The sequence below is a fragment of the Brevundimonas sp. genome (genome assembly GCF_016463485.1).
GTDB lineage: Bacteria > Pseudomonadota > Alphaproteobacteria > Caulobacterales > Caulobacteraceae > Brevundimonas.
Map to the genome: position 1 here is coordinate 1 of NZ_JAEMRD010000051.1, position 21,202 is coordinate 21,202.

At 70.5% G+C, this 21,202-nt stretch carries 22 protein-coding genes and 1 pseudogene; 21 read left to right on the top strand and 2 right to left on the bottom strand.

Going from position 1 to position 21,202, the window contains the following annotated elements; translation table 11 throughout:
* The 18 genes and pseudogenes from JHC99_RS09275 to JHC99_RS09355 form a co-directional block, all read left to right on the top strand.
* Positions 1 to 1,871: type IV secretory system conjugative DNA transfer family protein (locus JHC99_RS09275; RefSeq protein ID WP_366927758.1), on the top strand; the 1,871-nt coding region annotated here is incomplete at its 5' end.
* 10 nt (positions 1,872 to 1,881) lie between these two features.
* Positions 1,882 to 2,313: a hypothetical protein gene (locus tag JHC99_RS09280; protein WP_224762211.1), complete on the top strand. Its 432-nt coding sequence runs from the start codon at positions 1,882 to 1,884 to the stop codon at positions 2,311 to 2,313.
* Between the two features lies 1 nt (position 2,314).
* Positions 2,315 to 3,271, top strand: coding sequence for a P-type conjugative transfer ATPase TrbB (trbB, locus tag JHC99_RS09285; protein ID WP_191558622.1), 957 nt, complete (start codon positions 2,315 to 2,317; stop codon positions 3,269 to 3,271).
* Positions 3,272 to 3,540: 269 nt separating this feature from the next.
* Positions 3,541 to 3,861 carry a TrbC/VirB2 family protein gene (locus tag JHC99_RS09290; protein ID WP_191558623.1) on the top strand — a complete coding sequence of 107 codons (321 nt, stop codon included), beginning with the start codon at positions 3,541 to 3,543 and terminating at the stop codon, positions 3,859 to 3,861.
* Positions 3,861 to 4,136: a VirB3 family type IV secretion system protein gene (locus JHC99_RS09295; protein ID WP_191558624.1), complete on the top strand. Its 276-nt coding sequence runs from the start codon at positions 3,861 to 3,863 to the stop codon at positions 4,134 to 4,136. Before JHC99_RS09290 ends, JHC99_RS09295 begins: the two co-directional genes overlap by 1 nt.
* A gap of 6 nt (positions 4,137 to 4,142) precedes the next feature.
* Positions 4,143 to 6,566, top strand: coding sequence for a conjugal transfer protein TrbE (trbE, locus tag JHC99_RS09300; RefSeq protein ID WP_191558625.1), 2,424 nt, complete (start codon positions 4,143 to 4,145; stop codon positions 6,564 to 6,566).
* On the top strand, positions 6,517 to 7,257 hold the full coding sequence (locus JHC99_RS09305) for a conjugal transfer protein TrbJ (protein ID WP_191558626.1): 741 nt from the start codon (positions 6,517 to 6,519) through the stop codon (positions 7,255 to 7,257). Before trbE ends, JHC99_RS09305 begins: the two co-directional genes overlap by 50 nt.
* A 5-nt stretch (positions 7,258 to 7,262) precedes the next feature.
* Positions 7,263 to 8,687, top strand: a complete 1,425-nt coding sequence (gene trbL, locus JHC99_RS09310) for a P-type conjugative transfer protein TrbL (RefSeq protein WP_224762212.1) — start codon at positions 7,263 to 7,265, stop codon at positions 8,685 to 8,687.
* A gap of 1 nt (position 8,688) precedes the next feature.
* Positions 8,689 to 9,372 carry a conjugal transfer protein TrbF gene (gene trbF / locus JHC99_RS09315; RefSeq protein WP_191558627.1) on the top strand — a complete coding sequence of 228 codons (684 nt, stop codon included), beginning with the start codon at positions 8,689 to 8,691 and terminating at the stop codon, positions 9,370 to 9,372.
* Positions 9,351 to 10,415 carry a TrbG/VirB9 family P-type conjugative transfer protein gene (locus JHC99_RS09320; RefSeq protein WP_191558628.1) on the top strand — a complete coding sequence of 355 codons (1,065 nt, stop codon included), beginning with the start codon at positions 9,351 to 9,353 and terminating at the stop codon, positions 10,413 to 10,415. Before trbF ends, JHC99_RS09320 begins: the two co-directional genes overlap by 22 nt.
* Positions 10,412 to 11,593, top strand: coding sequence for a TrbI/VirB10 family protein (locus tag JHC99_RS09325; RefSeq protein ID WP_191558629.1), 1,182 nt, complete (start codon positions 10,412 to 10,414; stop codon positions 11,591 to 11,593). Before JHC99_RS09320 ends, JHC99_RS09325 begins: the two co-directional genes overlap by 4 nt.
* Complete coding sequence (locus JHC99_RS09330; RefSeq protein WP_191558630.1) at positions 11,590 to 12,099, top strand: S26 family signal peptidase; 510 nt, start codon at positions 11,590 to 11,592, stop codon at positions 12,097 to 12,099. Before JHC99_RS09325 ends, JHC99_RS09330 begins: the two co-directional genes overlap by 4 nt.
* Positions 12,093 to 12,698, top strand: a complete 606-nt coding sequence (locus JHC99_RS09335; protein ID WP_191558631.1) for a lytic transglycosylase domain-containing protein — start codon at positions 12,093 to 12,095, stop codon at positions 12,696 to 12,698. Before JHC99_RS09330 ends, JHC99_RS09335 begins: the two co-directional genes overlap by 7 nt.
* Before the next feature lie 448 nt (positions 12,699 to 13,146).
* Positions 13,147 to 13,548, top strand: coding sequence for an AlpA family transcriptional regulator (locus tag JHC99_RS09340; RefSeq protein WP_191558632.1), 402 nt, complete (start codon positions 13,147 to 13,149; stop codon positions 13,546 to 13,548).
* Between the two features lie 182 nt (positions 13,549 to 13,730).
* Complete coding sequence (locus JHC99_RS09345) at positions 13,731 to 14,375, top strand: DUF4433 domain-containing protein (RefSeq protein ID WP_191558653.1); 645 nt, start codon at positions 13,731 to 13,733, stop codon at positions 14,373 to 14,375.
* A 9-nt stretch (positions 14,376 to 14,384) separates the two neighbouring features.
* Positions 14,385 to 15,440, top strand: coding sequence for a macro domain-containing protein (locus JHC99_RS09350; RefSeq protein ID WP_191558633.1), 1,056 nt, complete (start codon positions 14,385 to 14,387; stop codon positions 15,438 to 15,440).
* Positions 15,441 to 15,550: 110 nt separating this feature from the next.
* Positions 15,551 to 15,826: pseudogene (locus JHC99_RS18790) on the top strand (ATP-binding protein); the annotation flags it as partial.
* Positions 15,827 to 15,901: 75 nt separating this feature from the next.
* Positions 15,902 to 17,413 (top strand): hypothetical protein, encoded by a 1,512-nt coding sequence (locus tag JHC99_RS09355; RefSeq protein WP_249750552.1) that lies wholly within the window; start codon positions 15,902 to 15,904, stop codon positions 17,411 to 17,413.
* A 74-nt stretch (positions 17,414 to 17,487) separates the two neighbouring features.
* Here the strand turns inward: JHC99_RS09355 and JHC99_RS09360 are convergent, their stop codons facing one another.
* Entirely contained in the window at positions 17,488 to 18,315 is an 828-nt protein-coding gene (locus JHC99_RS09360) for a cation transporter (RefSeq protein ID WP_224762214.1), read from the bottom strand.
* 70 nt (positions 18,316 to 18,385) lie between these two features.
* Between JHC99_RS09360 and JHC99_RS09365 the strand changes: the two genes are divergently transcribed.
* Positions 18,386 to 18,832 carry a helix-turn-helix domain-containing protein gene (locus tag JHC99_RS09365; protein ID WP_224762215.1) on the top strand — a complete coding sequence of 149 codons (447 nt, stop codon included), beginning with the start codon at positions 18,386 to 18,388 and terminating at the stop codon, positions 18,830 to 18,832.
* A 43-nt stretch (positions 18,833 to 18,875) separates the two neighbouring features.
* On the opposite strand, the gene JHC99_RS09370 is transcribed toward JHC99_RS09365, so the two are convergent.
* On the bottom strand, positions 18,876 to 19,352 hold the full coding sequence (locus JHC99_RS09370; RefSeq protein ID WP_191558636.1) for a DUF411 domain-containing protein: 477 nt from the start codon (positions 19,350 to 19,352) through the stop codon (positions 18,876 to 18,878).
* Between the two features lie 151 nt (positions 19,353 to 19,503).
* Between JHC99_RS09370 and JHC99_RS09375 the strand changes: the two genes are divergently transcribed.
* Both JHC99_RS09375 and JHC99_RS09380 read left to right on the top strand, forming a co-directional pair.
* Positions 19,504 to 19,848 carry a hypothetical protein gene (locus tag JHC99_RS09375; RefSeq protein ID WP_191558637.1) on the top strand — a complete coding sequence of 115 codons (345 nt, stop codon included), beginning with the start codon at positions 19,504 to 19,506 and terminating at the stop codon, positions 19,846 to 19,848.
* Positions 19,849 to 19,905: 57 nt separating this feature from the next.
* The coding region (locus tag JHC99_RS09380) for a TolC family protein (RefSeq protein WP_292153611.1) at positions 19,906 to 21,202 on the top strand (1,297 nt) is incomplete at its 3' end.

Consider the following 21,202-nt stretch of genomic DNA (forward strand, 5'->3'; position numbering starts at 1 on the left):
TCCTTCGGCTGATCCTGCTCGGGGCGGGGTTGGCGGCCGGCCTGCAGCTGGCCACCCAGACCTTCGCCTGGACCTATCGCCACGATCCCGTGCTGGGCGGCGGCTGGACGGTGTCGGAAGAGGTTCGCATCTATCCGCCGTGGCGCATCCTCAGCTGGCGCAGGCAGTTCGGCGGGGCCGAACCGGAGGCCTTCTCGTCCAGCGCCTTCCTGGTCCTTCTCGGAGTGATGGGCGGCTTGGGCGCAGGCCTGCTCACGCGCGGAGAGGGATCCCGCCGGCGCATCCGTGGATGGGGCGGCCTGGCCGAGGCCCGGGCCGCCGGGTTGCTAGCCGGCGCGGGGTGCGCCCTCGGGGAGCTGAAGGGGCGGCTCCTCGCAACCGTCGACATGCGGCCGAGCCTGGTGACGGGCGGCACGCGGTCGGGAAAAGGGAGGGGCCATGTCACGCCGACGCTCCTGCTGTGGAGCGAGAGCGTGCTGGTCCATGATCCGAAGCGGGAGCTCTGGCGCGAGACGGCCGGCTGGCGCTCGGGCTTCTCGCATGCGCTTTATTTCGACCCGCGTGATCCGGCATCCGCCCGCTGGAATCCCCTCGCGGAAATCCAACCCGGCCCGGGAGAACTGGCCCAGGTCCAGCGACTGGTTTCGATCCTCGCCGACCCCGGGGGCGTCCGGGATGACGAGGCCATCTGGGACAAGGCGGCCTCCGAAATCCTGGAGGCGGTCATCCTCCATGTCCTCTACACGGCCGAGGATGCCGACAAGACGCTGCTGAAGGTCCGCGAACTGCTCGCCGACCTCGACGACACGGCCGAGGTGATGGTCAAGGCGCTGCACCGGCCGGGTCGGAACCGCGAGCCTGAAACCCACCCCTTCATCCGCACGGCCGTGCGGGGCTATGCCGCCATGCATGATCGGTTTCGGACATCGGTCCAGGGCACGGCCCGATCCTATCTGAAGTGGCTCGCGGGCGACGACGTCGAGCGCGCGCTCTCGGCCTCGGACTTCAACCTGGGCGACCTGATGTGCGCCGAGGCGCCGGTCTCGCTCTACGTCCAGGTCGCGCCGGCGGACGCGGCGGCGCTCCGGCCGCTGGTGCGACTCCTGTTCTACGCCGCCGCCCAAGCCCTCACCGTGGACGAGACCCGGGATGCGGCGGGGCGGCCGAAGCAGCGCCGGCTCCTGATGCTGATGGACGAGTTTCCCCTGCTGGGGCGCGTCAGCTTCTTCGAGAAATCCCTGCGACTTCTGAGCGGCTACGGGGTGAAGGTGATGTTCGTCGCCCAGTCGCTGAACGACATCATCGAGACGTACGGCGCCAACAACACGATCCTCGACAACTGCGCCATCTACACAGCCTTTTCGGCGCTGGATCCGCTGACCCAGGACAAGGTCTCCAAACTCACCGGCACGATCGGCGAGATGCGTGAAAGCCGCAGCGCGCCCGCCGGCCTGGCGGCGGGACGCAGTACCGTGTCACGCTCCCAGATCGACCGTCCGTTGCTCGAGCCCGGCGAGGTGCGCGCTCTGCCCGACGACGTTCAGCTCATCTTCGCGGCGGGCCAACGCCCTCTGCGCACTCGCAAGCTCCAGTACGATCGCCGCCGGCCGTTCCGGAAGAGAGCCGCTCTGCCGCCGCCCGACCAGGTCGCGGGCGTCGACGCACCGACGCCCGCGCCCCATCCCTGGGCCGGCCGTCGGAGCCTCGGTGTGGACGCCGAAGCCGCCCTTCCCCTGTTCAAGGAGATCGTGGCGGCGATGGACGACAAGAAGGTCGCCGCGCGCGCCGCGGACATCTATGGCCGCGTAGCCCAGGAGATGGCGGCGCAGGACGCCGTCCTCGATCATCTGAAAGGGCAGGGCGATGGTTAGGCGCGCGCCGGTGCAGACCTGCCGCGTTCAGGTCTATCTCAGCGATCCCAAGATCATCGCCGGTCTCAGCCGCGAAGCGCGATCGGGCCGGGTGTCGATCAGTCAGGCCGCCGGACACGCCATCGCGCGGGGCCTTCAGGGGAACCCGAGGGCTGACCCCGACGACCGGCTGCTGGCGCTTGAGCAATCACTCAAGGGCCATATGCGGTCCACTCGACAGGACATGCAGATCATTCAGGAGTTGGTGGTGGAGGTCGCGCGAGCGCTGTTCGTCCGGCTCCCGGACGGCGTCGGCGACCAGGATCCCACGGTGCAGGCCGCCGTCGACCGGCGCATCGAGCGGATGCTCGACGACACCGCGGCGCGGATCGTCTCGGGCCGGGCCGGGCACGACCCTCACGGCCGGGAGGTTGAGGAGCGGTCGTTCGGGGCGGCGAACTGACATGACGGCTCATCCCCTGATCGCGGAACGCAAGCTGGAGGCGCTGCGTCACGCCCTGGGCGAGGTGGTGCTGGCGGCGCTGATCGACCCGGAGGTGGTGGAGATCCTCGCCAACCCCGACGGCCGGATCATCCTGGATCGCGCCGGGCGAGGCCGCGCCGACACCGGGGCGCGTCTGTCGGTGGAAGGGCGCGAACGCGCCATTCGTCTGATCGCCGACTATGTCGGTGAAGTGGTCACCCGGGACGATCCGCGCCTGGCCGGTGTGCTGCCCGCCACCGGCGAACGGTTCCAGGGCCTGCTTCCGCCGGTGTCGCCGGCGCCGGCTTTCTCCATCCGCAAGCGCCCGTCGGTGATCTGGACCCTCGGGGATTATGTCCGCGACGGCGTCATGACGGCGCGGCAGGCCGATGTCCTCGCCCAGGCCGCCCGCGAGCGGCGCAACATCCTCATCTCCGGCGGCACGGGGTCGGGGAAGACCACCCTGGCCAACGCCATCCTGGCAGAGCCGGCCTTCGCCGACGACCGGGTGTTTCTCATCGAAGACACCGCCGAGCTGCAATGTTCGGCCTGGGACACGGTGTCGGTCCTGACGCGCCGGGCCCCCGTCGCCATCGGCGTCGCCGATCTGGTCCGCGACGCCTTGCGGATGCGTCCGGACCGGATCGTCGTGGGGGAGATGCGCGACGGCCTAGCCGCCCTCGAAACGCTGAAGAGCTGGAACACGGGCCATCCGGGCGGCCTGTCGACCCTTCACGCCAACTCCGCCGAGGAGGCGCTGCGGCGGATCGAGGATCTGGCCCTCGAGATCGCCGCGGCGCCGCCGCGTCGCACCATCGGCCAAGCGGTGGACGTCATCGCCCATATCCGTCGCTCGACGGCGGGGCGGCGGCTTGAGGCCGTGATCGCGGTGAACGGCGCGTCGGATACGGGCTACGCGGTCGAAGGCCTGGCCTGACGACGCCTCGAACGGCGTCGCAAATACCGAATCCAGAAAAGTGAAGATAATTCAGAGCGTTGTGACGACTTGCATTAAGTCAAACCAAGTCGTCGCGGCATCAACACAGTAAGTCGTTCCAAGTTACTATCTAAGTCGGTCTGAGTTGGAGTGTAGTTGTATTTAAGTCGTGGATTATTTGTGTATTTTAATGTTGACAGTAGTGGGATAGTTTTGCTTGCAATGAGTCGAAGCGCGGTGAAACGCGCTGAACACAAGGAAAGCAAATCATGTCACGGAGACTTGGCCGCCGCCTGTTCGGCGCGACGATGATGCTTGGCCTGGCGGTCGCCGGACCGGCGCTGGCCGGCGGGTCGGGCATGCCCTGGGAAGGGCCGATCCAGCAGGCGGTGCAGTCGATCACCGGCCCTGTGGTCCAGGCCGCGGCGGTGGTGGCGGTGGTCGCCTTCGGGGCCGGGATCGCCATGAGCGAGAACGGTTCCTCGATGCGCCGGGGGCTAGGGATCATGTTCGGCCTCTCGATCGCGTTCGCCGCCTCCACCTTCTTCCTGGACTTCTTCGGCTTCGCCGGAGGGGTGGAGTTCGCCTGATGGCGTCGCGGTCCGAAGACCGCCCCGAGGGTTGGGACCTGCCTGTGGCCCAGGCGCTTGCGGAGCCGGTCCTGATGGCCGGCATGCCGCGGAACTACGCCATCGCCATGGGCACCATCGCCGTCGTGCTGGGACTGGCGCTGCGCATCTGGTGGCTCGGTCTTCTGTGGTGGGCGGTCGCCCACGCCATCGGCCTCTGGGCCGCGCGGTCGGATCGGCGCTTCTTCGACGTTCTGCGGCGCCATCTGGCCCTGCCGGGCCATCTGGACGGGTGAGGGGCGATGCGGTTTCTCGACGAATACCGGCGCCGGCCCGCAGCGCTCGCGGACCACCTGCCCTGGGCGGCCCTCGTGGCCCCCGGCGTCGTCCTTAACAAGGACGGCTCCTTCCTGGCGGGCTTCCGCTTCCGCGGACCGGACCTGGAATCCTCCACCGAGGAGGAGTTGATGGCGGTCCGCGCGCGCCTGAACAACGCCCTGCGCCGGCTGGGCACCGGTTGGTGCCTTCACGTCGAGGCGCACCGCCGGGCCGCAGCGCCCTATCCGCAAAGCGACTTCGACCTCGGCGTCGCCTGGCTGCTCGACGAGGAGCGCCGCAGCCGGTTCGAGACCGCCGACCCGGCCTTCGAGACCGACCACCGGCTGGCGCTGACCTGGCTTCCGCCCGCCGATGAGACCCGACGCCTTGAGCGCTGGCTGTTCGACGGTCTGGCCAGGAGCGGCGCCGACTGGCGGGTGGCGCTCGACGCCTTCATCCGGGAGGCGGACGCGGTGTTCGACCTCCTGTCGGACGGCCTGCCGGAAATCCGCCGGCTCGATGACGCCGGTCTCCTCTCCTGGCTGCATGACTGCGTATCCCCCCGATCCTTCGAGGTCCGCCCGCCGGAGACGCCGATGTTCCTGGACGGCTGGCTGGCGGACGCGGACCTGACCGGAGGGATCGCGCCCAGGCTCGGCGACCGGTGGCTCAAGGTCGTCTCGGTGCGCGGGCTGCCGTCCGTCACCCGGCCGGGTCTGCTCGACGCGCTGGGCGCCCTCCCGTTCGACTACCGCTGGACCGCGCGCTGGATCGGGCTCGAGAAGCCCGAGGCCGAGCGCGAGATCGTCAAGCTGCGCAAGCGCTGGTTCGCCAAGCGCAAGGGCGTCGGCGTGCTGCTGCGCGAGGCCATCACCAAGGAGGAGGTGCCGCTTCTCGACACCGACGCCGCGTCCAAGACCGAAGAGTGCGACGGCGCGCTCGCCGCGCTAGGCGCGGAAAGCTGCGCCTTCGGCTATCTGACGCTGACGGTCTCCGTTCTCGATGCGAGCGAGGAGGGCGCGACGGCCAAGGCCCGCGCGATCGAGGCCGCGCTCAACGCCCAGGGTCTGATGGCGCGCATCGAAGACCTCAACGCCGTGGAGGCCTGGCTCGGATCGATGCCGGGCGAACCCTACGCGGACGTCCGCCGGCCGCTGGTGTCCACCCTCAACCTCGCCGACCTGCTGCCGATCTCGGCCGTCTGGGCGGGGCCGTCGGAAGACGCCTGCCTCGACGGCCCGCCCTTGGCCACGGCGCGCACGACCGGATCGACGCCGTTTCGCCTCGCGCTGCACGTCGGGGACGTCGGCCATGCGATGGTCGTGGGACCGACCGGCTCGGGAAAGTCCGCGCTGCTGGCCTTCCTCGCCCTGCAATGGTTCCGGTATCCGGACGCGCGCGTGGTCTTTTTCGACAAGGGGCGCTCCGCGCGAGCCGCCACTCTGGCGGCCGGCGGGCGCTGGCGCGCGATGGAGCCAGGCGCGGGTCTCTCGCTGCAGCCGCTGGTGGGGATCGATCGCGACGATGCGCGCGCCTGGGCCTCGGAATGGCTGGCCGAGACGGTGCGGTTGGCCGGGCTGGAGCCCACTCCGCGCGTGCGGGAGGAAATCTGGGCGGCCCTCGCCGCCCTGGCCGACGCGCCGGTTCCCCAACGGACGCTGACCGTCTTCTGCGCCCTAGTGCAGGATCGCGCCGTCGCCGCCGCCCTCGAACCCCTCACGCTGAAGGGACCGCACGGCGCCCTGTTGGACGGGGAGGGTGCGGCGTTGGGGACGAGCCGGTTCGACACCTTCGAGCTCGAAACGCTGATGGCCACGCCGTCGGCGGTGGCCCCGGTGCTCTCGGCCCTGTTCCGGGAGCTCGAGCAGGGGTTCGACGGACGGCCGACCCTGCTGATCCTGGACGAAGCCTGGCTGTTCCTGGGCGAGACGGCCTTCGCGGCGAAGATCCGGGAATGGCTGAAGACTCTGCGCAAGAAGCGGGTGGCGGTGGTGTTCGCCACCCAGAGCCTCGACGACGTGGCCGCGTCCGCCATCGCCGCCAGCCTGATCGAGAGCTGCCCGACCCAGGTGTTCCTGCCGAACCCGCGCGCCATGGAGCCGTCTTCGGCCGAGCTCTATCGGGGCTTCGGATTGAACCGGCGCCAGCTGGAGCTGATCGCCTTCGCCCCGCCCAAGCGGTCCTACTACTGGCGGCAGCCTCGGGGCCGTCGGCTGTTCGACCTGCGCCTGACGGGCGTGGCCCTGGCCCTGTGCGGCGCCGGGACGCCCGAGGACCAGACCCTCATCGACGACGTCCTGGCCCGATCCGGCGAGGCCGCCTTCGCCCGCGAATTCCTCAAAGCCAAGGGAGTGCAGAATGTGGATTCCGTTCTCGACGCCTTCGACCCGCCGCTCGCGGCGGAATAGGACGACGGGCCTGGCCGTCGCCGGCCTCCTCGTGCTGGCGTCGCCGGTTCCGGCCGGCGCCCAGCAGGTGGTGTTCGACCCGCGCAACCACCTGGAGAACGCGCTGCAGGCCGCCCGCCAGCTGGAGAGCCTCGCCAACGAGGCCCGCAGCCTGGCCGCCTCGCCCTACAGCCATCTGGCGGGCAGCAGCCAGTCGCTGCGGGACATGGCCGAGCTGGCGCGCACGGCGCGCGGGCTGGCGACCTCGGTCAGCGGTCTGGAGCGCCAGTTCGAGACCTACTACCCCGACGATCTGGCCGGCGCGGACGTGCTGCGCCTTCTGGAGCAGAGCGGAGCGCGAACCGCGAACGCCCGGCGCACCGCCGAGGATCTGGCGCGGACGGCGGCGGAACTGGAACGGCTGGGCGGGACCCGCGACGCCCGGGTGGCCGGTGCGCTCGGCGCCAGTCAGTCGGCTGCGGGACAGACCGCGGCCGTGCAATCGACCAATCAGCTGCTCGCGGTTCTGGCCGAGGACCTGGCGGCCCTGCGGACCCTGATGCTGGCCCAGTCGCGGCTGATGGCGGAGGCCACGGCGCGGGAGGCGGCCGACCGCGCCTCCGGCGAAGCGGCCCGCCGCCAACGCTGGGCCGGCGCGGGCGCGGTCCCCGTCGCGCCGTCCTTCGATCCGTTCGCCCGCGCCCGGGACTGATCGTCATGGCCCCGGTCAGCATGGACACGCCCAACGATCTGATGGTGGTGTTCTCGAACACCGTCTCGGCGGGCTTCGACACCCTGTCCGGCGCCGTCAACGGCGTGTTCGGCCTGTTGATCGTGCTGGTCGTGGCCCTCACCGGAATCCAGTGGGCGCTTTCCTCCAACCGGGAGGTGCTGGCCGCCGGCTTCGGCAAGGTGCTGCTCATCGGCGTCTTCGCCTGGCTGATCAACGACTGGCAGGCTTTATCGGAGACGATCTACGCCGGCTTCCTGGAGCTGGGCCTCGTCGCCGGAGGCGGTTCGCTGTCTCGGGCCGAGTTCCTCAACCCCGGGGCCGTGCTCCAGCAGGGCTGGGAGATCGTCAAGGCGTTGGGCGAGACCCCGGCGCCGGTCGACAACCCCCTGGACGTGGTCGGCAACATGGCCGACGCCCTGATCCTGGGCTTGGCCATGATCGGCATCCTGCTCGCCTTCGCCATCCTTGCTCTGCAGATCATCGTCTCTCTGCTGGAGTTCAAGATCGTCACCCTGGGCGGCTTCATCCTCCTGCCGTTCGGCATCTGGTCGAAATCCGCCTTCCTGGCCGAAAGGCCGCTCGGCTACGTCGTCTCCTCCGGCCTCAAGGTCCTGGCCCTCGCCATCGTCGTTTCGGGGGCGCGGACCGTATTCGATCAGCTCCAGCCCTCGACCAACCCGGACATCTACGAGGCCCTCACCATCCTCGTCGCATCGATGCTCCTGGCGATGCTGGCGATGTTCATCCCGAACCTCGCTTCCGCCCTCGTGACCGGGGGCCCGGCGCTGGGGGCGGGCGGCGCCCTGACCGGCGCGCTCGCCGTCGGTGGGGCCGGGGCCCTGGGCGCGGCCGGGATCGCGGGCGCCGGAGCCCTGATCGGCGGCGGCGCCGCGCGGCTTGCGGGACCGGCGCGCGCCGCCGCCGGTGCGACCGGCGGACGGGCGCCGCCCTCGTCGCCACCGGTCGGGCCGGGTCGGGGCGGCGGCGGGCCGTCGACGCCGCCGGCCTCGAACGACAACGGATCGACACGGCGCAGCGCCGGGACGGTCCGTCCGGCGGGTCCGACTCCGTCTTCCGGGCCGGGCGTCGCGGAGCCGGCCCGGGCGTGGTCCCATCACCCAGGCGCCGCCGAGGCCGAGACCGGCTCCGACCATCCAGCGTCGGGCGATACAACGCCGGGCGGCGGAGCCAGCCGGCCCGCCTCGGTCCGCGACGCCGAGGCCCGGGCCGCCCGGTCGGATTTCCAGCGCGCCCTCGCCGCCTCGGATCCCGCGTCCGCGCCGTCGCGGCGACCGGGACGGGCGGCGGCGCTCCAGGCCTTCTTCGTCGCCAACGCCGGACGAACCTTGATGCCCGCAGGCGAGACCAGCGGCGTCCTGTCCCCCAACCTCCGCACAGAGGAGACCTGAGATGCATCCGTTCTTCCGACCGAAGCGGGCCCTGGCGGCCGCGCCGGAGGCGACCCCTTGGCGTCGCGCCGGTCAGATGTGGGACGACCGTATGGGGCTGTCGCTGGCCCATGCACGAAACTGGCGCCGGATCGCCGTCGCCAACCTGGCCCTGGCCGGCTTCCTCGGCGCGGGGTGGTGGGTTCAGGCCGAGCGGGCCGTGGTGAAGCCGTTCGTGGTGGAGGTGTCGGACTACGGCGAGACCCAACGGATCACGGCCATCGGCGGCCGCTACGAGCCCAACGAGGCACAGATCGCCCACGCCCTCGCCGGCTGGGTCCGGGACGTCCGCTCCAAGTCGATCGATCCGATCGTCATCCGGCAGAACTGGCTGCGGGCCTACGACCTTCTCACGCCCAAGGCGGCGGGCTTCCTGAACGCATGGGCGCAGGCTCACGACCCGTTCGCCGAGGCTGGACGCGAGGCCGTCAACGTCGAGATCCTCAATGTGGTCCGCCGCTCCGGCCGCACCTTCGATCTGCAATGGCGCGAAACCCGCTTCGTCAACGGCCAGGCCGCCGGATCGGAGCGCTGGCGCGCTCTGATCACCACCACCCTGCAACCGCCGCGCACGGAGGCCGAACTCCTGCGCAATCCCCTGGGATTGAAGATCGAGGATGTGTCATGGACCCCCGACGCGTCCTGATCCTGGCGCTTTCGAGCGCCCTACTGTCCGGCTGCGCGATCTTGCGAGACGCGGTCGCGCCGTCGGCGGCGCCCGCCGCAAGCCTGAGCCAGGCGTCCTCCCTGCCGCTGGGTCCGATCGCTCTTGACGGGCCGGCGCCGACGACGGCGGACGATCCGGAGCCGGAGCCGGAGCCGGAGCCGGCGGCGGCGTCCGCGCTGGAGGCGGACGCGGCGCGGCCCTACCTGGCGGAAACGCCGTCGCGACCGGCCGCCGATGCGACGCCGGCGGCCCCGGCGCTGACCGGCCGCAGGGCGATAGCCGAAGCCAACAGCGCGGCGAGCGCGCCCTCCCGGTCTGACCGCTTCCAGGGCGGCGTCCAGATCTTCGCCTGGGAGCCCGGGCGGGTCTTCGAGGTGTGGACTGCGCCGCTTCGGGTGACCACCCTGACGCTCGGCGCGGGCGAGACCCTGATCGCCAAGGCGGCGGGCGACACCGTCCGCTGGCAGATCGGCGAGGTCGCGTCGGGGGAGGGGCCGGACCGTCGCGTCCACGTCCTGATCAAGCCGCTCGAACGCGGCCTGGAGACCAACCTGGTCCTGACCACCAACCAGCGCGTCTACCTTGTCGATCTGCGCAGCGGGGCGGCCGACGCCTTCAACGCCGCCGTCGCCTGGGACAGCGCACCGACCGGGGTCGTCGAGGCAGGGCCGGCTGCTGTCGCCTTGCAACCGGCCATGCGGGTGCCTGACGCCGTCGTCATGCCGGAAGGGCCGCTCGACGCCCGATACCGTCTCGAGCCTCAGGGAAGGCGTCCGAGATGGACCCCCTCGGCGGTGTTCCACGACGGCCGGCGCACCTTCATCGCCTTCCCCGCCGATCTCCAGGTCGACGAGGCGCCCGCCCTGTTCGCCATCGCGCCCGACGGCGAGGCGCAGCTGGTGAACTACAGGCAGGCCGGCGGCCTGTTCATCGTCGACCGCGTGCTTGATCGCGCCGAACTCCGGCTGGGCGATCGCAGGCCGCAGGTGGTCCGCATCCGTCATCAAGGAGCCCGTCCATGATCGAGACACCCCCGCAAACCCTCCCTGGTCCGCCCCAGGGCGACAGCGCCGGACCCCGCGCGCCCAAGTCTCCGGCGCCGGAGCTCGCCAGCCGGGCACCCCGTCCGAGCGCGGTGCGTCTGCGCAAATCCGTCGTCCAGCTTTTCGTCATCGGCGGGGTGGTCCTGATCTCCGGATCGCTGGCTTGGGCGTTCGTCGTGCAGCCCGAAATCCGGCAGGGCGCGCGCACCCGCGCCGAGGCCGCGCGCGAGGACGAGGCCCGCGGCGTGGTCCGCCCAACCGAGGTCGTCACCGAGCAGCCGGCCACCTACGACCGCCTGCCAGAGCCGCGTTCATCGGCCGAGCCGAGCGAGGTCGACGACGCGCCGGCCGAGCGTTCCGAACCGCCGCCTCGGGCGGCCCCGCCCGTCTATCGCCCCGTGTCTGCACCGCGGGGACCCGCGCCCGGAGACCTGGCGCGCCGGTCCGGCCTATTCTTCGCCGAGGTTCGCGACGGTGCGGCGGCCGCCGCGGTCCCGGCGGGCGCCGAGCGGCGGGCTCCGGCCGGCGTTCCTTCGGCCAGCGCGGACTACGGCGCCACCTACAACGGCCATGTCCTGACCGCGCCCCTGTCGCCGTATGAACTGAAGGCCGGCGCGATCATCCCCGCCGCCCTGCTGACCGCGGTCGATACCGCCCGGGCGGGCCCCGTCATCGCCACGGTCACCCAGAACGTCTACGACACGGTCAGCGGCCGCCACCTTGTGCTCCCGCAGGGGACGCGGCTCATCGGCCGCCATGAGGGCGAAAGCGCCTATGGGGACCGCCGCGCCTTCCTGACCTGGGACCGGCTGATCCTGCCCAATGGCAAGAGCCTCGTCTTGACCGGCGAGCCCGGCGTCGACGCCCAGGGCGCCGTCGGCGTGCGGGGCTCGGTCGATCGTCGTCTGTTTCCCCTGCTGGTCGGGACGCTGTTCGCCGGGGCCATCACCACGCTCGGGCAGATCGCCCGCGACGATGAGGGCGGCGGCGGCCTTCTCGGCGACGCCGGCGACGCGGCGGCCATCGAGGGCGCCCGCGTCGGCGGCCGGCTGATCGACCGGGAACTGGAGGTCCGCCCGTCCATCCGGCTGCGGGCGGGCGCGCCCGTGCGGGTGATGATCACCCGCGATCTGATCCTTGAGCCGTACCAGCCATGAGCCCGCTCGATAATGGAAACCGCTGGTGCGTGACGGGCGTCGCCGTGTTCGCCCTCGGCTGCCTGGCGCTGATCGGCGAGCACGTCCCGGCGTTGGCGCTCGTCAACGAAAGCCCGAGCCTGCCCGAGGGCCTCTACGCCCGGCGGTTCGGCGCCGAAATCGAGCGTGGCGTCGTGGTGGCCATTCCCCAGCCGACCACGGCGCGGGCCTATCTCGCGGATCTCGGCATGCCGGGGGACGTGGCGCTGATCAAACGGGTCGCGGCGGCGGGCGGCGACCGCATCTGCGTGGATGGCGCGCAGTTGCGGACGCCAGGCGGCGTCCGGTGGGTCCGCACCCACGATCGGCGCGGCGCGGTCCTGCCGCGCTGGTCGGGGTGCCGACGGCTCGGGTCGGACGAACTCTTTCTGCTCGGCGATACGGCCGGGAGTTTCGACAGCCGGTATTTCGGGCCCGTGATGCGCTCCGAGGTGCTCGGCGTCTATCAGGAGGTGCTGAGATGGTGAGAATGATCCTTTGGGCGGCGGCGCTCCTCGCCTTGGGCGCGCCGGCTTCCGCCCAAACCGTCGACTGGCGCGCGGCGGGCGGCGACCTGTTCGGCCGAGCGACGGCGGAGGCCGGATCGGCGCCGGCCGACGCAGGGGAGGGGGATGCGCCCCGCCTGGCCGCGCTCAGCCAGCCTTTCCAGGCCGAGATCGCCCGAGCGGCGGCGGCGCACGGACTGGACGAGAAACTGCTGCACGCCCTGGTCCTGACCGAGTCCGCCTACCAGCTAGGGGCTCTGTCCCCGGCGGGGGCGGGCGGACTGACCCAGCTCATGCCCGATACGGCCCGCGAACTGGGGGTGGGCGATCGCTTCGATCCGGTCCAGAACCTGCGCGGAGGCGCGGACTATCTTGCCCGGCAGCTGCTGCGCTTCGGAGACCTGCGCCTCGCGCTGAGCGCCTACAACGCCGGCCCGGGTCGCGTGGCGCGGCTTGGCCGGGTTCCAGATATAGCCGAGACCCAGGCCTATGTGATTTCGGTCATCGACTGCTACCTGGCCCTGACGGCGGGGCAAGCCCCGCGCAACAGTCTGCACTGCCGCCCGCGTGTGCAGCCATGATCGGGGTCGGTCTCGGGGAGGACGCGGGAGCCGCCGGGGGCGCCGACGACCTTCTGACGCGCACTGAGGCCTCCGCCTTCCTGTCGCAGCTCGGCATCCAGCTGAAGCCCGCGAGCCTCGCCCGGCTCTGGTCGACGGGATCGAACGGACCGCCATGCCGCCATATCCGTTCCAAGCCGTTTTATCCCCGCGGGCTGCTGCGCGACTGGGCGCGCAGCCAGATCACCGACGTTCGAACCGGGGCCCCGCCGGCCGCTCGGGGGCGGCGTCGTGGCTAGGGCCGGTGTCACAGCGGCGCAGATTCTCGCGGACCCTGCGGCGAGCTTCGCCCTGAAAGCCGTCCTAACGGAATGGCGGCGACGGGACCCGATCGACGCGGCGAACGACGCCCGCTTGCTGCGGGACGTATTGGAAGATGAGGTGGACCGGAGACTTGCGGGGCGCTGTCATGACCGGGGATGAAGGGCCGCCGGACGTTGGCGGCAGGGACGACCGCCTCCTGTCCTGGGACCAGGTGGAACGGATCGCCAGCATCAGCCGGTCGACCGCCTGGCGCATGGAGCGGGATGGCGAGTTCCCGCGCCGCGTCCGCGTGTCGCCCGGCCGCGTCGGTTGGTGGGAGAGCGAACTGACCCAGTGGAAGCGGAGCCGGTCAGGCGAGGTCCCGCCGCCCCCGCCGCGCAAGGGCGCCCGCGCGCCGCGGTTGCCGGGGATGCCGCGCTCCATGCCGCGTCCGGGTTCCGGATCGGAGCCCGCGCCAAACCTCCCGGTCGCGGCCCCTGCGCTTACGCCCAGGAAGCGTCGGCGTCGGCCGGCTGACCCCGGGGCCCAGATCGACTTCGGGTTCTGAGACGCGCTTGACCGGCGCCGCCTGCCCGTCCGGTCGAGGCGGCGACCGACCAGGCGGGTCGGCAGGCTTGCCGGCGTTTTGCAATGGGTCGCGCATTGCTCCATGGCGGCTTCTGCACGACAATCGTCCGAATCAGGCAGACAAAGGACTTGCCGCATTTCTCGGGGGGAACCACGCACGCCATGCCTGCGCCGGCACGCCCGAAAATCTATCACATCACCCACATGGACAACCTGCCGACGATCATCGGCCAAGGCGGGCTGTTCAGCGACGCCCGGATGATCGCCGCCGGCGGCCCGGTCACCGCCATCGGCATGGCCTCGATCAAGGCGCGGCGCCTGGGCCTTCCGGTGCGCTGCCATCCTGGCGATACGGTCGGCCAGTATGTCCCGTTCTATTTTTGTTCTAGATCGGTGATGCTCTATCTGCTACATCGGGGCAATCATCCCGAGGTCAACTACCGCGGCGGCCAGGAACCGATCGTCCACTTGGAGGCCGACCTGCGCACGGTGGTGGACTGGGCGCAGGCTCACGGGCGGCGCTGGGCGTTCACCTTGTCGAATGCAGGCGCCTACTATGCGGAGTTTCGCGACAGCCTCGAGGCGCTCGACGAAATCCGTTGGGACGCGGTGATGTCCAATGCCTGGTCCGCCGCCGAGGTTCGGGAAGGCAAGCAGGCCGAGTTTCTCCTGCACGACAGCGTCCCGTGGGATCTGGTGGAACGGATCGGGGTGGTGAACCAGCCCGTCAAGCTGGCGGTGGAGGCCCGATTGCGCGGCGCCGCCCACGCGCCGCGCGTCGACCTGCAGCCGACGTGGTATTACTAGGGGGGAGCGATGATCACATTCACCAGCGGCGACATCCTGAAGTCGGGCGCCGAGGCGCTCGTCAACACCGTCAACTGCGTCGGCGTCATGGGCCGGGGCGTCGCGCTGCAATTCAAGAACGCGTTCCAGGACAATTATGAGGCCTATGCGCGGGCGTGCGAAGCGCAGGAGGTCCAGCCGGGCCGGATGTTCGTCTATGAGCGCCATCGCCTGGATACGCCGCGCTTCATCATCAATTTTCCGACCAAACGCCACTGGCGCGGCAAGAGCCGGATGGAGGACATCGACGCCGGCCTGATCGACCTGATTCGCGTGATCCGCGAGCGGAAGATCCGGTCGATCGCCATTCCGCCGCTCGGCAGCGGCCTGGGCGGACTGGATTGGCGTCAGGTGCGGCCGCGCATCGAGCAAGCCCTGCAGGCTGTCCCGGATGTCGAGGTCATCGTCTACGAGCCGGGCGGCGCGCCCGCGGCCGACGCGATGTCGAGGTCGCGCGCGGCGCCGGCGATGTCGCCGGGCCGCGCGGCGCTGGTCGGGCTGGTCGACCGATATCTCAACGGCCTGCTGGACCCGTTCGTCAGCCTGCTCGAGGTCCACAAGCTGATGTACTTCATGCAGGAAGCCGGCGAACCGCTGAAGCTGCGCTACGCCAAGGCCTTTTACGGGCCCTACGCCGAGAACCTCCGGCATGTGCTGCGCGAGGTCGAAGGCCACTATCTGTCCGGCTACGCCGATGGCGGCGACGCGCCGACCAAACGGCTCGAGCTGGTGCCCGGCGCGGTCGTCGACGCCCAGGCCAAGCTCAAGGACGCCCCCGAGACGCAGGCGCGCTTCGAGCGCGTGACCGATCTGGTCGAGGGCTTCGAGTCGCCGTTCGGCCTGGAGCTTCTGGCGACGGTGCACTGGGTCGCGACCCGGCTGGACGCCGGAAGCGCGGACGCGGCGGTGTCCGAGACCTATGCCTGGGGCGAGCGCAAGCGCCAGTTCTCGCCCGAGCAGGTGCGGCTGGCCTATGACGTCCTGCAGGACAAGGGCTGGTTGGCGTCGCGGCCGCTGGCGGCCTGATGGCGACCCATCGCGTTCAGCTTCAGGCCAAGCAGGACCACATCGAGACCGTCGTTCGCACGACGGAGCCGCTGCGCGCGATCGCCGAACTGGTTTAGAACGGATTCGACGCGGGCGCCACGCGCGTCCATGTCGAGTTTCGGCGTACGGCGCTGGGCGGCGTCGACGAGATCATCGTCAACGACGACGGCGAGGGGATCAGCGCGGACCGCGCGGACCGGGATTTCGGACAACTCGGCGAATCCTGGAAACGCTCCGCCGCGCCGAGCGGCCGCGCCTATCACGGCAAGGAGGGACGGGGTCGGCTGCGGTTCTTCTCCCTGGCCGACCGCGCCCGCTGGACCTCGCGATACGCGAGCGAGGACGGTCTCAAACAGCTGTCGATCGACATCCGCGCCGAATCCATCGAGACCGCCGAGATCGGCGACCCGGAGCCGGCGGTCGGCGCCCCGGGCGTTTCGGTGTCGTTGCATCCGCTGAAACAGAACCTCGACGCCCTCGTCACCGACGAGCAGCGCCGGCAGTTCACCGCCATCTTCGCCCAGTATCTGAAGCTCTACCCGCAGCTGGAGCTCTGGTACGACGGCGCCCGGATCGATCCGTCGACGGCGATCGCCGACGCCGTCTCTCTCGTCCTGCCGCCCATCGTCGGCAGGGACCGGACGATCCGCGACGTGAAGCTCGACATCGTCGAATGGTCGACGCCGATCGACAGCCGCAAGATCCACTTCTGCGGCGACAACGGCATTGTGCTCGGCTCGCAGCCGGCGCGCATCAATGCGCCAGACTTCGCCTTCTCGATCTACGCGACCTCCAGCTTCTTCGTCGAACTCGCCGCCGACAACCTGCTCGAACTGGAGCTGACCGACGGCGATTTCGCCAGGGTCGTGGAGGCGGTCCGCGATCAGTCGCAGGCGCACTTCCGCAGACGCGGCCACGAGCGGGCCGGACGCCTGATCGAGGAGCTCAAGGCCGCGGGAGCCTATCCCTACGAGGGGGACCCGACCGATACGCTTCAGCAGCGGGAGCGGGACGTGTTCGACATGGCGACCTACGCCGTGTCCAACTACTCCAAGGAGTTCCGCAAGGCCGACACCGGCCTGAAGCGCATGACCCTGACCCTGCTGCGTGAGGCGCTGCGGCACAACCCGGACTCGCTGACCCAGATCCTGCACGCCGTGGTGGGACTCCCCAAGGAGCGGCAGAACCAGTTCTCGGCCCTGCTCAAGAAGACCGAACTGTCCAACATCATCGCGGCGTCCAGCCTGATCGCCGACCGGATCGCCTTCCTCCAGACGCTGCGCCAGGCCGTGTTCGACACCGACGGCAAGAAGGTCATTCGCGAACGCGGCGGCCTGGACCTGCTGGTGCGGGACAACACCTGGATTTTCGGCGAGCAGTTTCACCTCGCGGTTCCCGAAGCGGGCCTGACCAAGGTGATGCAACGGGTCTCGGAGGACCTGGGCGGGAAGCGCGCCGGCGGGCGGGTCACCAAGCCGGACGGTCGCACCGGCCGGGTCGACCAGTTGCTCGGCCGCAGCATCCCCGGGCCCCATCAGGAAAGACGGGAGTATCTGATCGTGGAGCTCAAGCGGCCCTCGGCCAAGGCCGATCGCAAGATGCTCAACCAGATTTCCGACTACGCCTTGGCCCTCGCCGGCGCGCCCGACTTCCGGCACACCGACACGCGGTGGAACTTCTTCCTGGTCGTGGGCGAATACGACGACATCGTCGGACAGGCGATCACACAGGAAGGACGCGAGATCGGCATCGCCGTGCGACAGCCCAACTATACGGTGTGGGTGCGGTGCTGGGGCGAAATCCTCCGCGAATGCGACGCCCGGCTGCAGTACATCCAGGACCACCTGAAGGTCGAGATTTCCGACGAGGAGATCGCCAGCCGGCTTCGGGCCTTGCAGACAAGCTTCGGCCGGGAGGCCGGCGACGACCCCGAGACCTCGCCGGGGTCCTGACCTACGACTGGCGCTTTCAGCCAGCGGGTTCGTCGTTTCCAACTGCGCCGCCTCGGCTGCGCGCGCGATCCGCTCTAGTCGAGCGCGACGGCCTGCGGCCGCGCGGCGCGGAACTGGGGCCAGGCTTCGCCGAGCACCTTGATCGCCGAGCGGAAGAACAGGAGGGCGATGACGCCGCCGACGAGGATGTCGGGCCAGCCCGCGTTGAACCAGGCCACTCCGCCCGCCGCGATCAACACGCCGGTGTTGGCGATGACGTCGTTGCGCGAGCACTCGAAGGTGCTCGACAGGTTCACGTCGCGGTTCCGGAACCGGTAGAGCATTGCGAGGCAGGCCAGGTTCGCGACCAGGGCGATCGCGCCGAACACGCCCATGGTCTCGGCGGTCGGGGTGATGTCGCCCATCAGCTTGCGGACCACTTCCACAAAGACCCAGATTCCGAAGGCGGCGATGACTGCGGCCTTCACGAGCGCCGCTCCGGCGCGCCAGCGCAGGCTGCGCTTCAGGGCGTAGAGGCTTAGCCCGTAGACAAGGGCGTCGCCGAGCATGTCGACGGAATCGGCCATCAGGGCGGTGGACCGCGCGAACAGTCCCGCCCCGAACTCGGCGAAGAACATCAGCAGATTGATCACCAGCACGATGACCAGCACGCGCCGGACGTCGGCGTGCTCACCCAGCGCGGCGATCTCGTCGCCCTTGGCGGAACAGCAGTCATCGCCCGCGAAATGGGTCTGGGCCGGGACGATGGGCGCGGCCGTGACGAAGGACGGCGTGGACGCGCAGGGGGTCGGCCCGGCGCAGCACCCCGCCGCCGCCGAAGCGGACGCCGGCTCCAGGACGCTCTGGCTCGAACAGGTCGGGCCGACCTCGTCGGACGTCGGAGGGGAGCAGCAGTCTTTCATCGGAGCGAGCCTTGCCGGAAACGTGTCGGCCGCCGATATACGATCTATAGTCCCTATAGGTTCAAGGCCTGTGACAGAGAGATTTTCGATCGGCGAGCTTGGGCGGCGCACGGGCTGCAAGGTGGTCACCATCCGCTACTACGAGCAGATCGGTCTATTGGACGCGCCGGAACGCGGGGAGGGCGGCCACCGCGTCTATGAGCGGGCGCATCTGGACCGGCTGTCCTTCATCCGACGCGCCCGTGATCTCGGCTTCTCGCACGACGACATCCGCAGCCTGCTGACGCTGTCCACCGGGCCTGCCGCCGGTCCGTGCCAGGCGGTCGATCATGTGGCGGCGGCTCATCTGGACGCGGTGCGGGCCAAGATCTCGGATCTTCGGCGCCTGGAACTGATCCTTGTCTCGGTGCTCGACCAGTGTGGGCGGACGACGGTCGAAGCCTGCTGCGTGCTCGACGCCCTGAGAGCGCCGTCCGCTGAGGATGGCGTGCGCCCTGCCTTTGTTACCACCGTTTGACCGTCACCAGGTCTGAGTGAGGGGTCGTGCGGCCGCAGCCGCCTTACGCGCCGTTGTGTCGTCCGAAGGGGCGCGTCGAGCCGTCCGCGAGGATCAGGAGAGTGACATAGGGCTCTCGGCCGGCGGCCTCCATGCCGGGCGATCCGGCCGGCATGCCGGGCGCAGTCAGGGCGCGCGCGGCGGGGGCCTCGCGCAGGAGCCGTTCGACATCCGACGCCGGCACATGGCCTTCGATCGCGTAGCGGCCGACCACGCCGGTGTGGCACGACGCGAGGCGGTCCGGAATCCCGTGACGGGCCCGGATCGGGGCGAGGTCTTCGAGGTCGACCACGCGCGCCGTCCAGCCGGCGCCGCGCATGTGTGCGACCCAGCCGCCGCAGCAGCCGCACCAGGGCGTCTTGTAGACGGTGATCTGCCGCGCGACCCGACCGGGGGTCTGCGCCAGGGCGAGGGGCGGGAGGGCGGCGGCCGCCAGACCCGTGACAAGCGCGGCGCGGCGGGTGAGACGAAGAGAGGACATGGCGGCTCCTGCGGACGGACCTGATCCTAGCAGCGCGCCGGCTGCGTGCACGCGACATGTCGCCGCTGATCGGGGTCATAGGGCGTTCGGGAAGACCTGTGGACTATGTAACAGATTGCCTCCTCTGGAGAACGGAAGTAACGAGCGCGCGATGACCTCGTCGATGACGACATGGGCGAAGCTGATCGCGGCGATGACACTCGTCTTCGCCGCCTTCTTCTTCGCGCCCGCCGTCGACGCCGCGACCTGCATGCCGGAGCCCCCTGCGGCCCACGCCTTCGTCGATCACAATCCCGATGACGGCGACCACGGCGACCCGTCCGGGAGCCATGGCATCTGCGCCCACGGACATTGCCACCATACCTCGACGGCGCGCACTCACGGCGTCGACGCCATCGCGCCGACGTTCGGCGAACTGCTGCTGCAAAGCGGCCGCCACGATGACGTCCAGGCCTCGGTCACGCCCGACGGCCTGAAGCGACCGCCCAGAGTCTGACCGAAGGCCTGCGCCCTTGCGGGCGCCTCTTCGTGATCAGAAATCTGGAAATGGAACATGTCTCCCACATCTCGCCGGCGACCGCGTCTCGCGGTCGGCTGCGCGGTTGCTGCGATCGCAGCGACTCTGGTCAGTCCCGCGTGGGCTGACCCCGCCCCGACCTACGCCCAGCTGCTCGCGCAGCTCGGCCAGACGCCCGCCACCCTTGAGGCCGGCGCGAACCTCGACGCCGCGGAAGCCCGCGTGCGTCAGGCCCGTGTACGCCCCAACCCCGTGCTCGGGCTCGATGTCGAGAACGCGTTCGGCTCCGGCCCCTTCTCGGGGATGGACAACGCCGACACGACCCTCGCGCTGAGCACGGACCTCGAGCTGTGGGGACGTCGCGCGAGCCGCATCGCCGCCGCGCGCGCCGAGGCCGGCGCCGTGGGCCTGCAGCGCGATCTGGCGGTGATCGACGCCGCCGGTCGCCTGGCCCTCGTCTATTCCGAAGCCGAGGCGGCGCAGCGCCGCGCGGCCCTGGCGGACGAGGTCCTGACCCTGACCCTGGCCGACGCCCGCGCCGCCCTGGCGCTGGTGGAGGAGGGGCGCGAGCCGCTCCTGCGCGGCATCCAGGGCGAGGCCGAGGCCGCGTCGTCCCGCGCCGCCCTCGACGAAGCCGTCGCCGAACGGGACGCCGCCTACGCTCGCCTCACGGCCGTGGCGATGATCCCGTCGCCCGTGACGCGCATCGACGCCAGCCTGCTGGACCAGGAGCCGACCGGGGTGGGCTCCGCGATCGACGACGCGCCCACCGTGCGCGTGGCCGAGGCCGAGCGAACGGCCGCCGAGCGCCGGATCGACGTGCAACGCGTCCAGGCCCGCCCGGACATCAACGCCAGCGTGGGCATTCGCCGCTTCGAGGCGGAGGACGCCACCGCCCTGACGTTCGGGATCAGCATGCCGCTGCCGCTGTTCGACCGGAACCGGGGGAACATCGAGGCGGCGCAGGCCGAGTTCAGGGCGGCCGACGCCCGCCTGATGTCGGCGCGGCAGGAGGCCCAGGCCGACCGGGCCGCCGCGGTGGCCCGCCTGGCCGCCTCGGTGAGTCGCGTGTCGGCCGCCGACGCCGGCGTCACCGCGGCCGAGGAAGCTTACCGCCTGTCGCGGATCGGCTTCGAGGCCGGTCGCATCTCCCAGGTCGAACTGCGCGTCACCCGAACCGCCCTCGTCAACGCGCGGTCCGCCGCGGTCGACGCCCGTCTCGCGCGCGTCCGCGCCGAGATCGATCTCGCGCGCCTGGACGGCCGCGCCCCCTTCCAAGGAGCCAGTCGTCCGCGCGACATTTTCGAGCGCCACCAGTGTCAGGCCCAGTGCG

Bases quoted from the DNA above. Each gene is read 5' to 3' on its own strand.
- JHC99_RS09330 (WP_191558630.1), top strand. From the start codon at position 11,590: ATGAGCCCGCTCGATAATGGAAACCGCTGGTGCGTGACGGGCGTCGCC.
- JHC99_RS09320 (WP_191558628.1), top strand. From the start codon at position 9,351: ATGGACCCCCGACGCGTCCTGATCCTGGCGCTTTCGAGCGCCCTACTG.
- JHC99_RS09350 (WP_191558633.1), top strand. From the start codon at position 14,385: ATGATCACATTCACCAGCGGCGACATCCTGAAGTCGGGCGCCGAGGCG.
- JHC99_RS09295 (WP_191558624.1), top strand. From the start codon at position 3,861: ATGGCGTCGCGGTCCGAAGACCGCCCCGAGGGTTGGGACCTGCCTGTG.
- JHC99_RS09290 (WP_191558623.1), top strand. From the start codon at position 3,541: ATGTCACGGAGACTTGGCCGCCGCCTGTTCGGCGCGACGATGATGCTT.
- JHC99_RS09335 (WP_191558631.1), top strand. From the start codon at position 12,093: ATGGTGAGAATGATCCTTTGGGCGGCGGCGCTCCTCGCCTTGGGCGCG.
- trbF (WP_191558627.1), top strand. From the start codon at position 8,689: ATGCATCCGTTCTTCCGACCGAAGCGGGCCCTGGCGGCCGCGCCGGAG.
- JHC99_RS09325 (WP_191558629.1), top strand. From the start codon at position 10,412: ATGATCGAGACACCCCCGCAAACCCTCCCTGGTCCGCCCCAGGGCGAC.
- trbB (WP_191558622.1), top strand. From the start codon at position 2,315: ATGACGGCTCATCCCCTGATCGCGGAACGCAAGCTGGAGGCGCTGCGT.
- JHC99_RS09360 (WP_224762214.1), bottom strand. From the start codon at position 18,315: ATGAAAGACTGCTGCTCCCCTCCGACGTCCGACGAGGTCGGCCCGACC.
- JHC99_RS09345 (WP_191558653.1), top strand. From the start codon at position 13,731: ATGCCTGCGCCGGCACGCCCGAAAATCTATCACATCACCCACATGGAC.
- JHC99_RS09305 (WP_191558626.1), top strand. From the start codon at position 6,517: ATGTGGATTCCGTTCTCGACGCCTTCGACCCGCCGCTCGCGGCGGAAT.
- trbE (WP_191558625.1), top strand. From the start codon at position 4,143: ATGCGGTTTCTCGACGAATACCGGCGCCGGCCCGCAGCGCTCGCGGAC.
- JHC99_RS09375 (WP_191558637.1), top strand. From the start codon at position 19,504: ATGACCTCGTCGATGACGACATGGGCGAAGCTGATCGCGGCGATGACA.
- trbL (WP_224762212.1), top strand. From the start codon at position 7,263: ATGGCCCCGGTCAGCATGGACACGCCCAACGATCTGATGGTGGTGTTC.
- JHC99_RS09370 (WP_191558636.1), bottom strand. From the start codon at position 19,352: ATGTCCTCTCTTCGTCTCACCCGCCGCGCCGCGCTTGTCACGGGTCTG.
- JHC99_RS09340 (WP_191558632.1), top strand. From the start codon at position 13,147: ATGACCGGGGATGAAGGGCCGCCGGACGTTGGCGGCAGGGACGACCGC.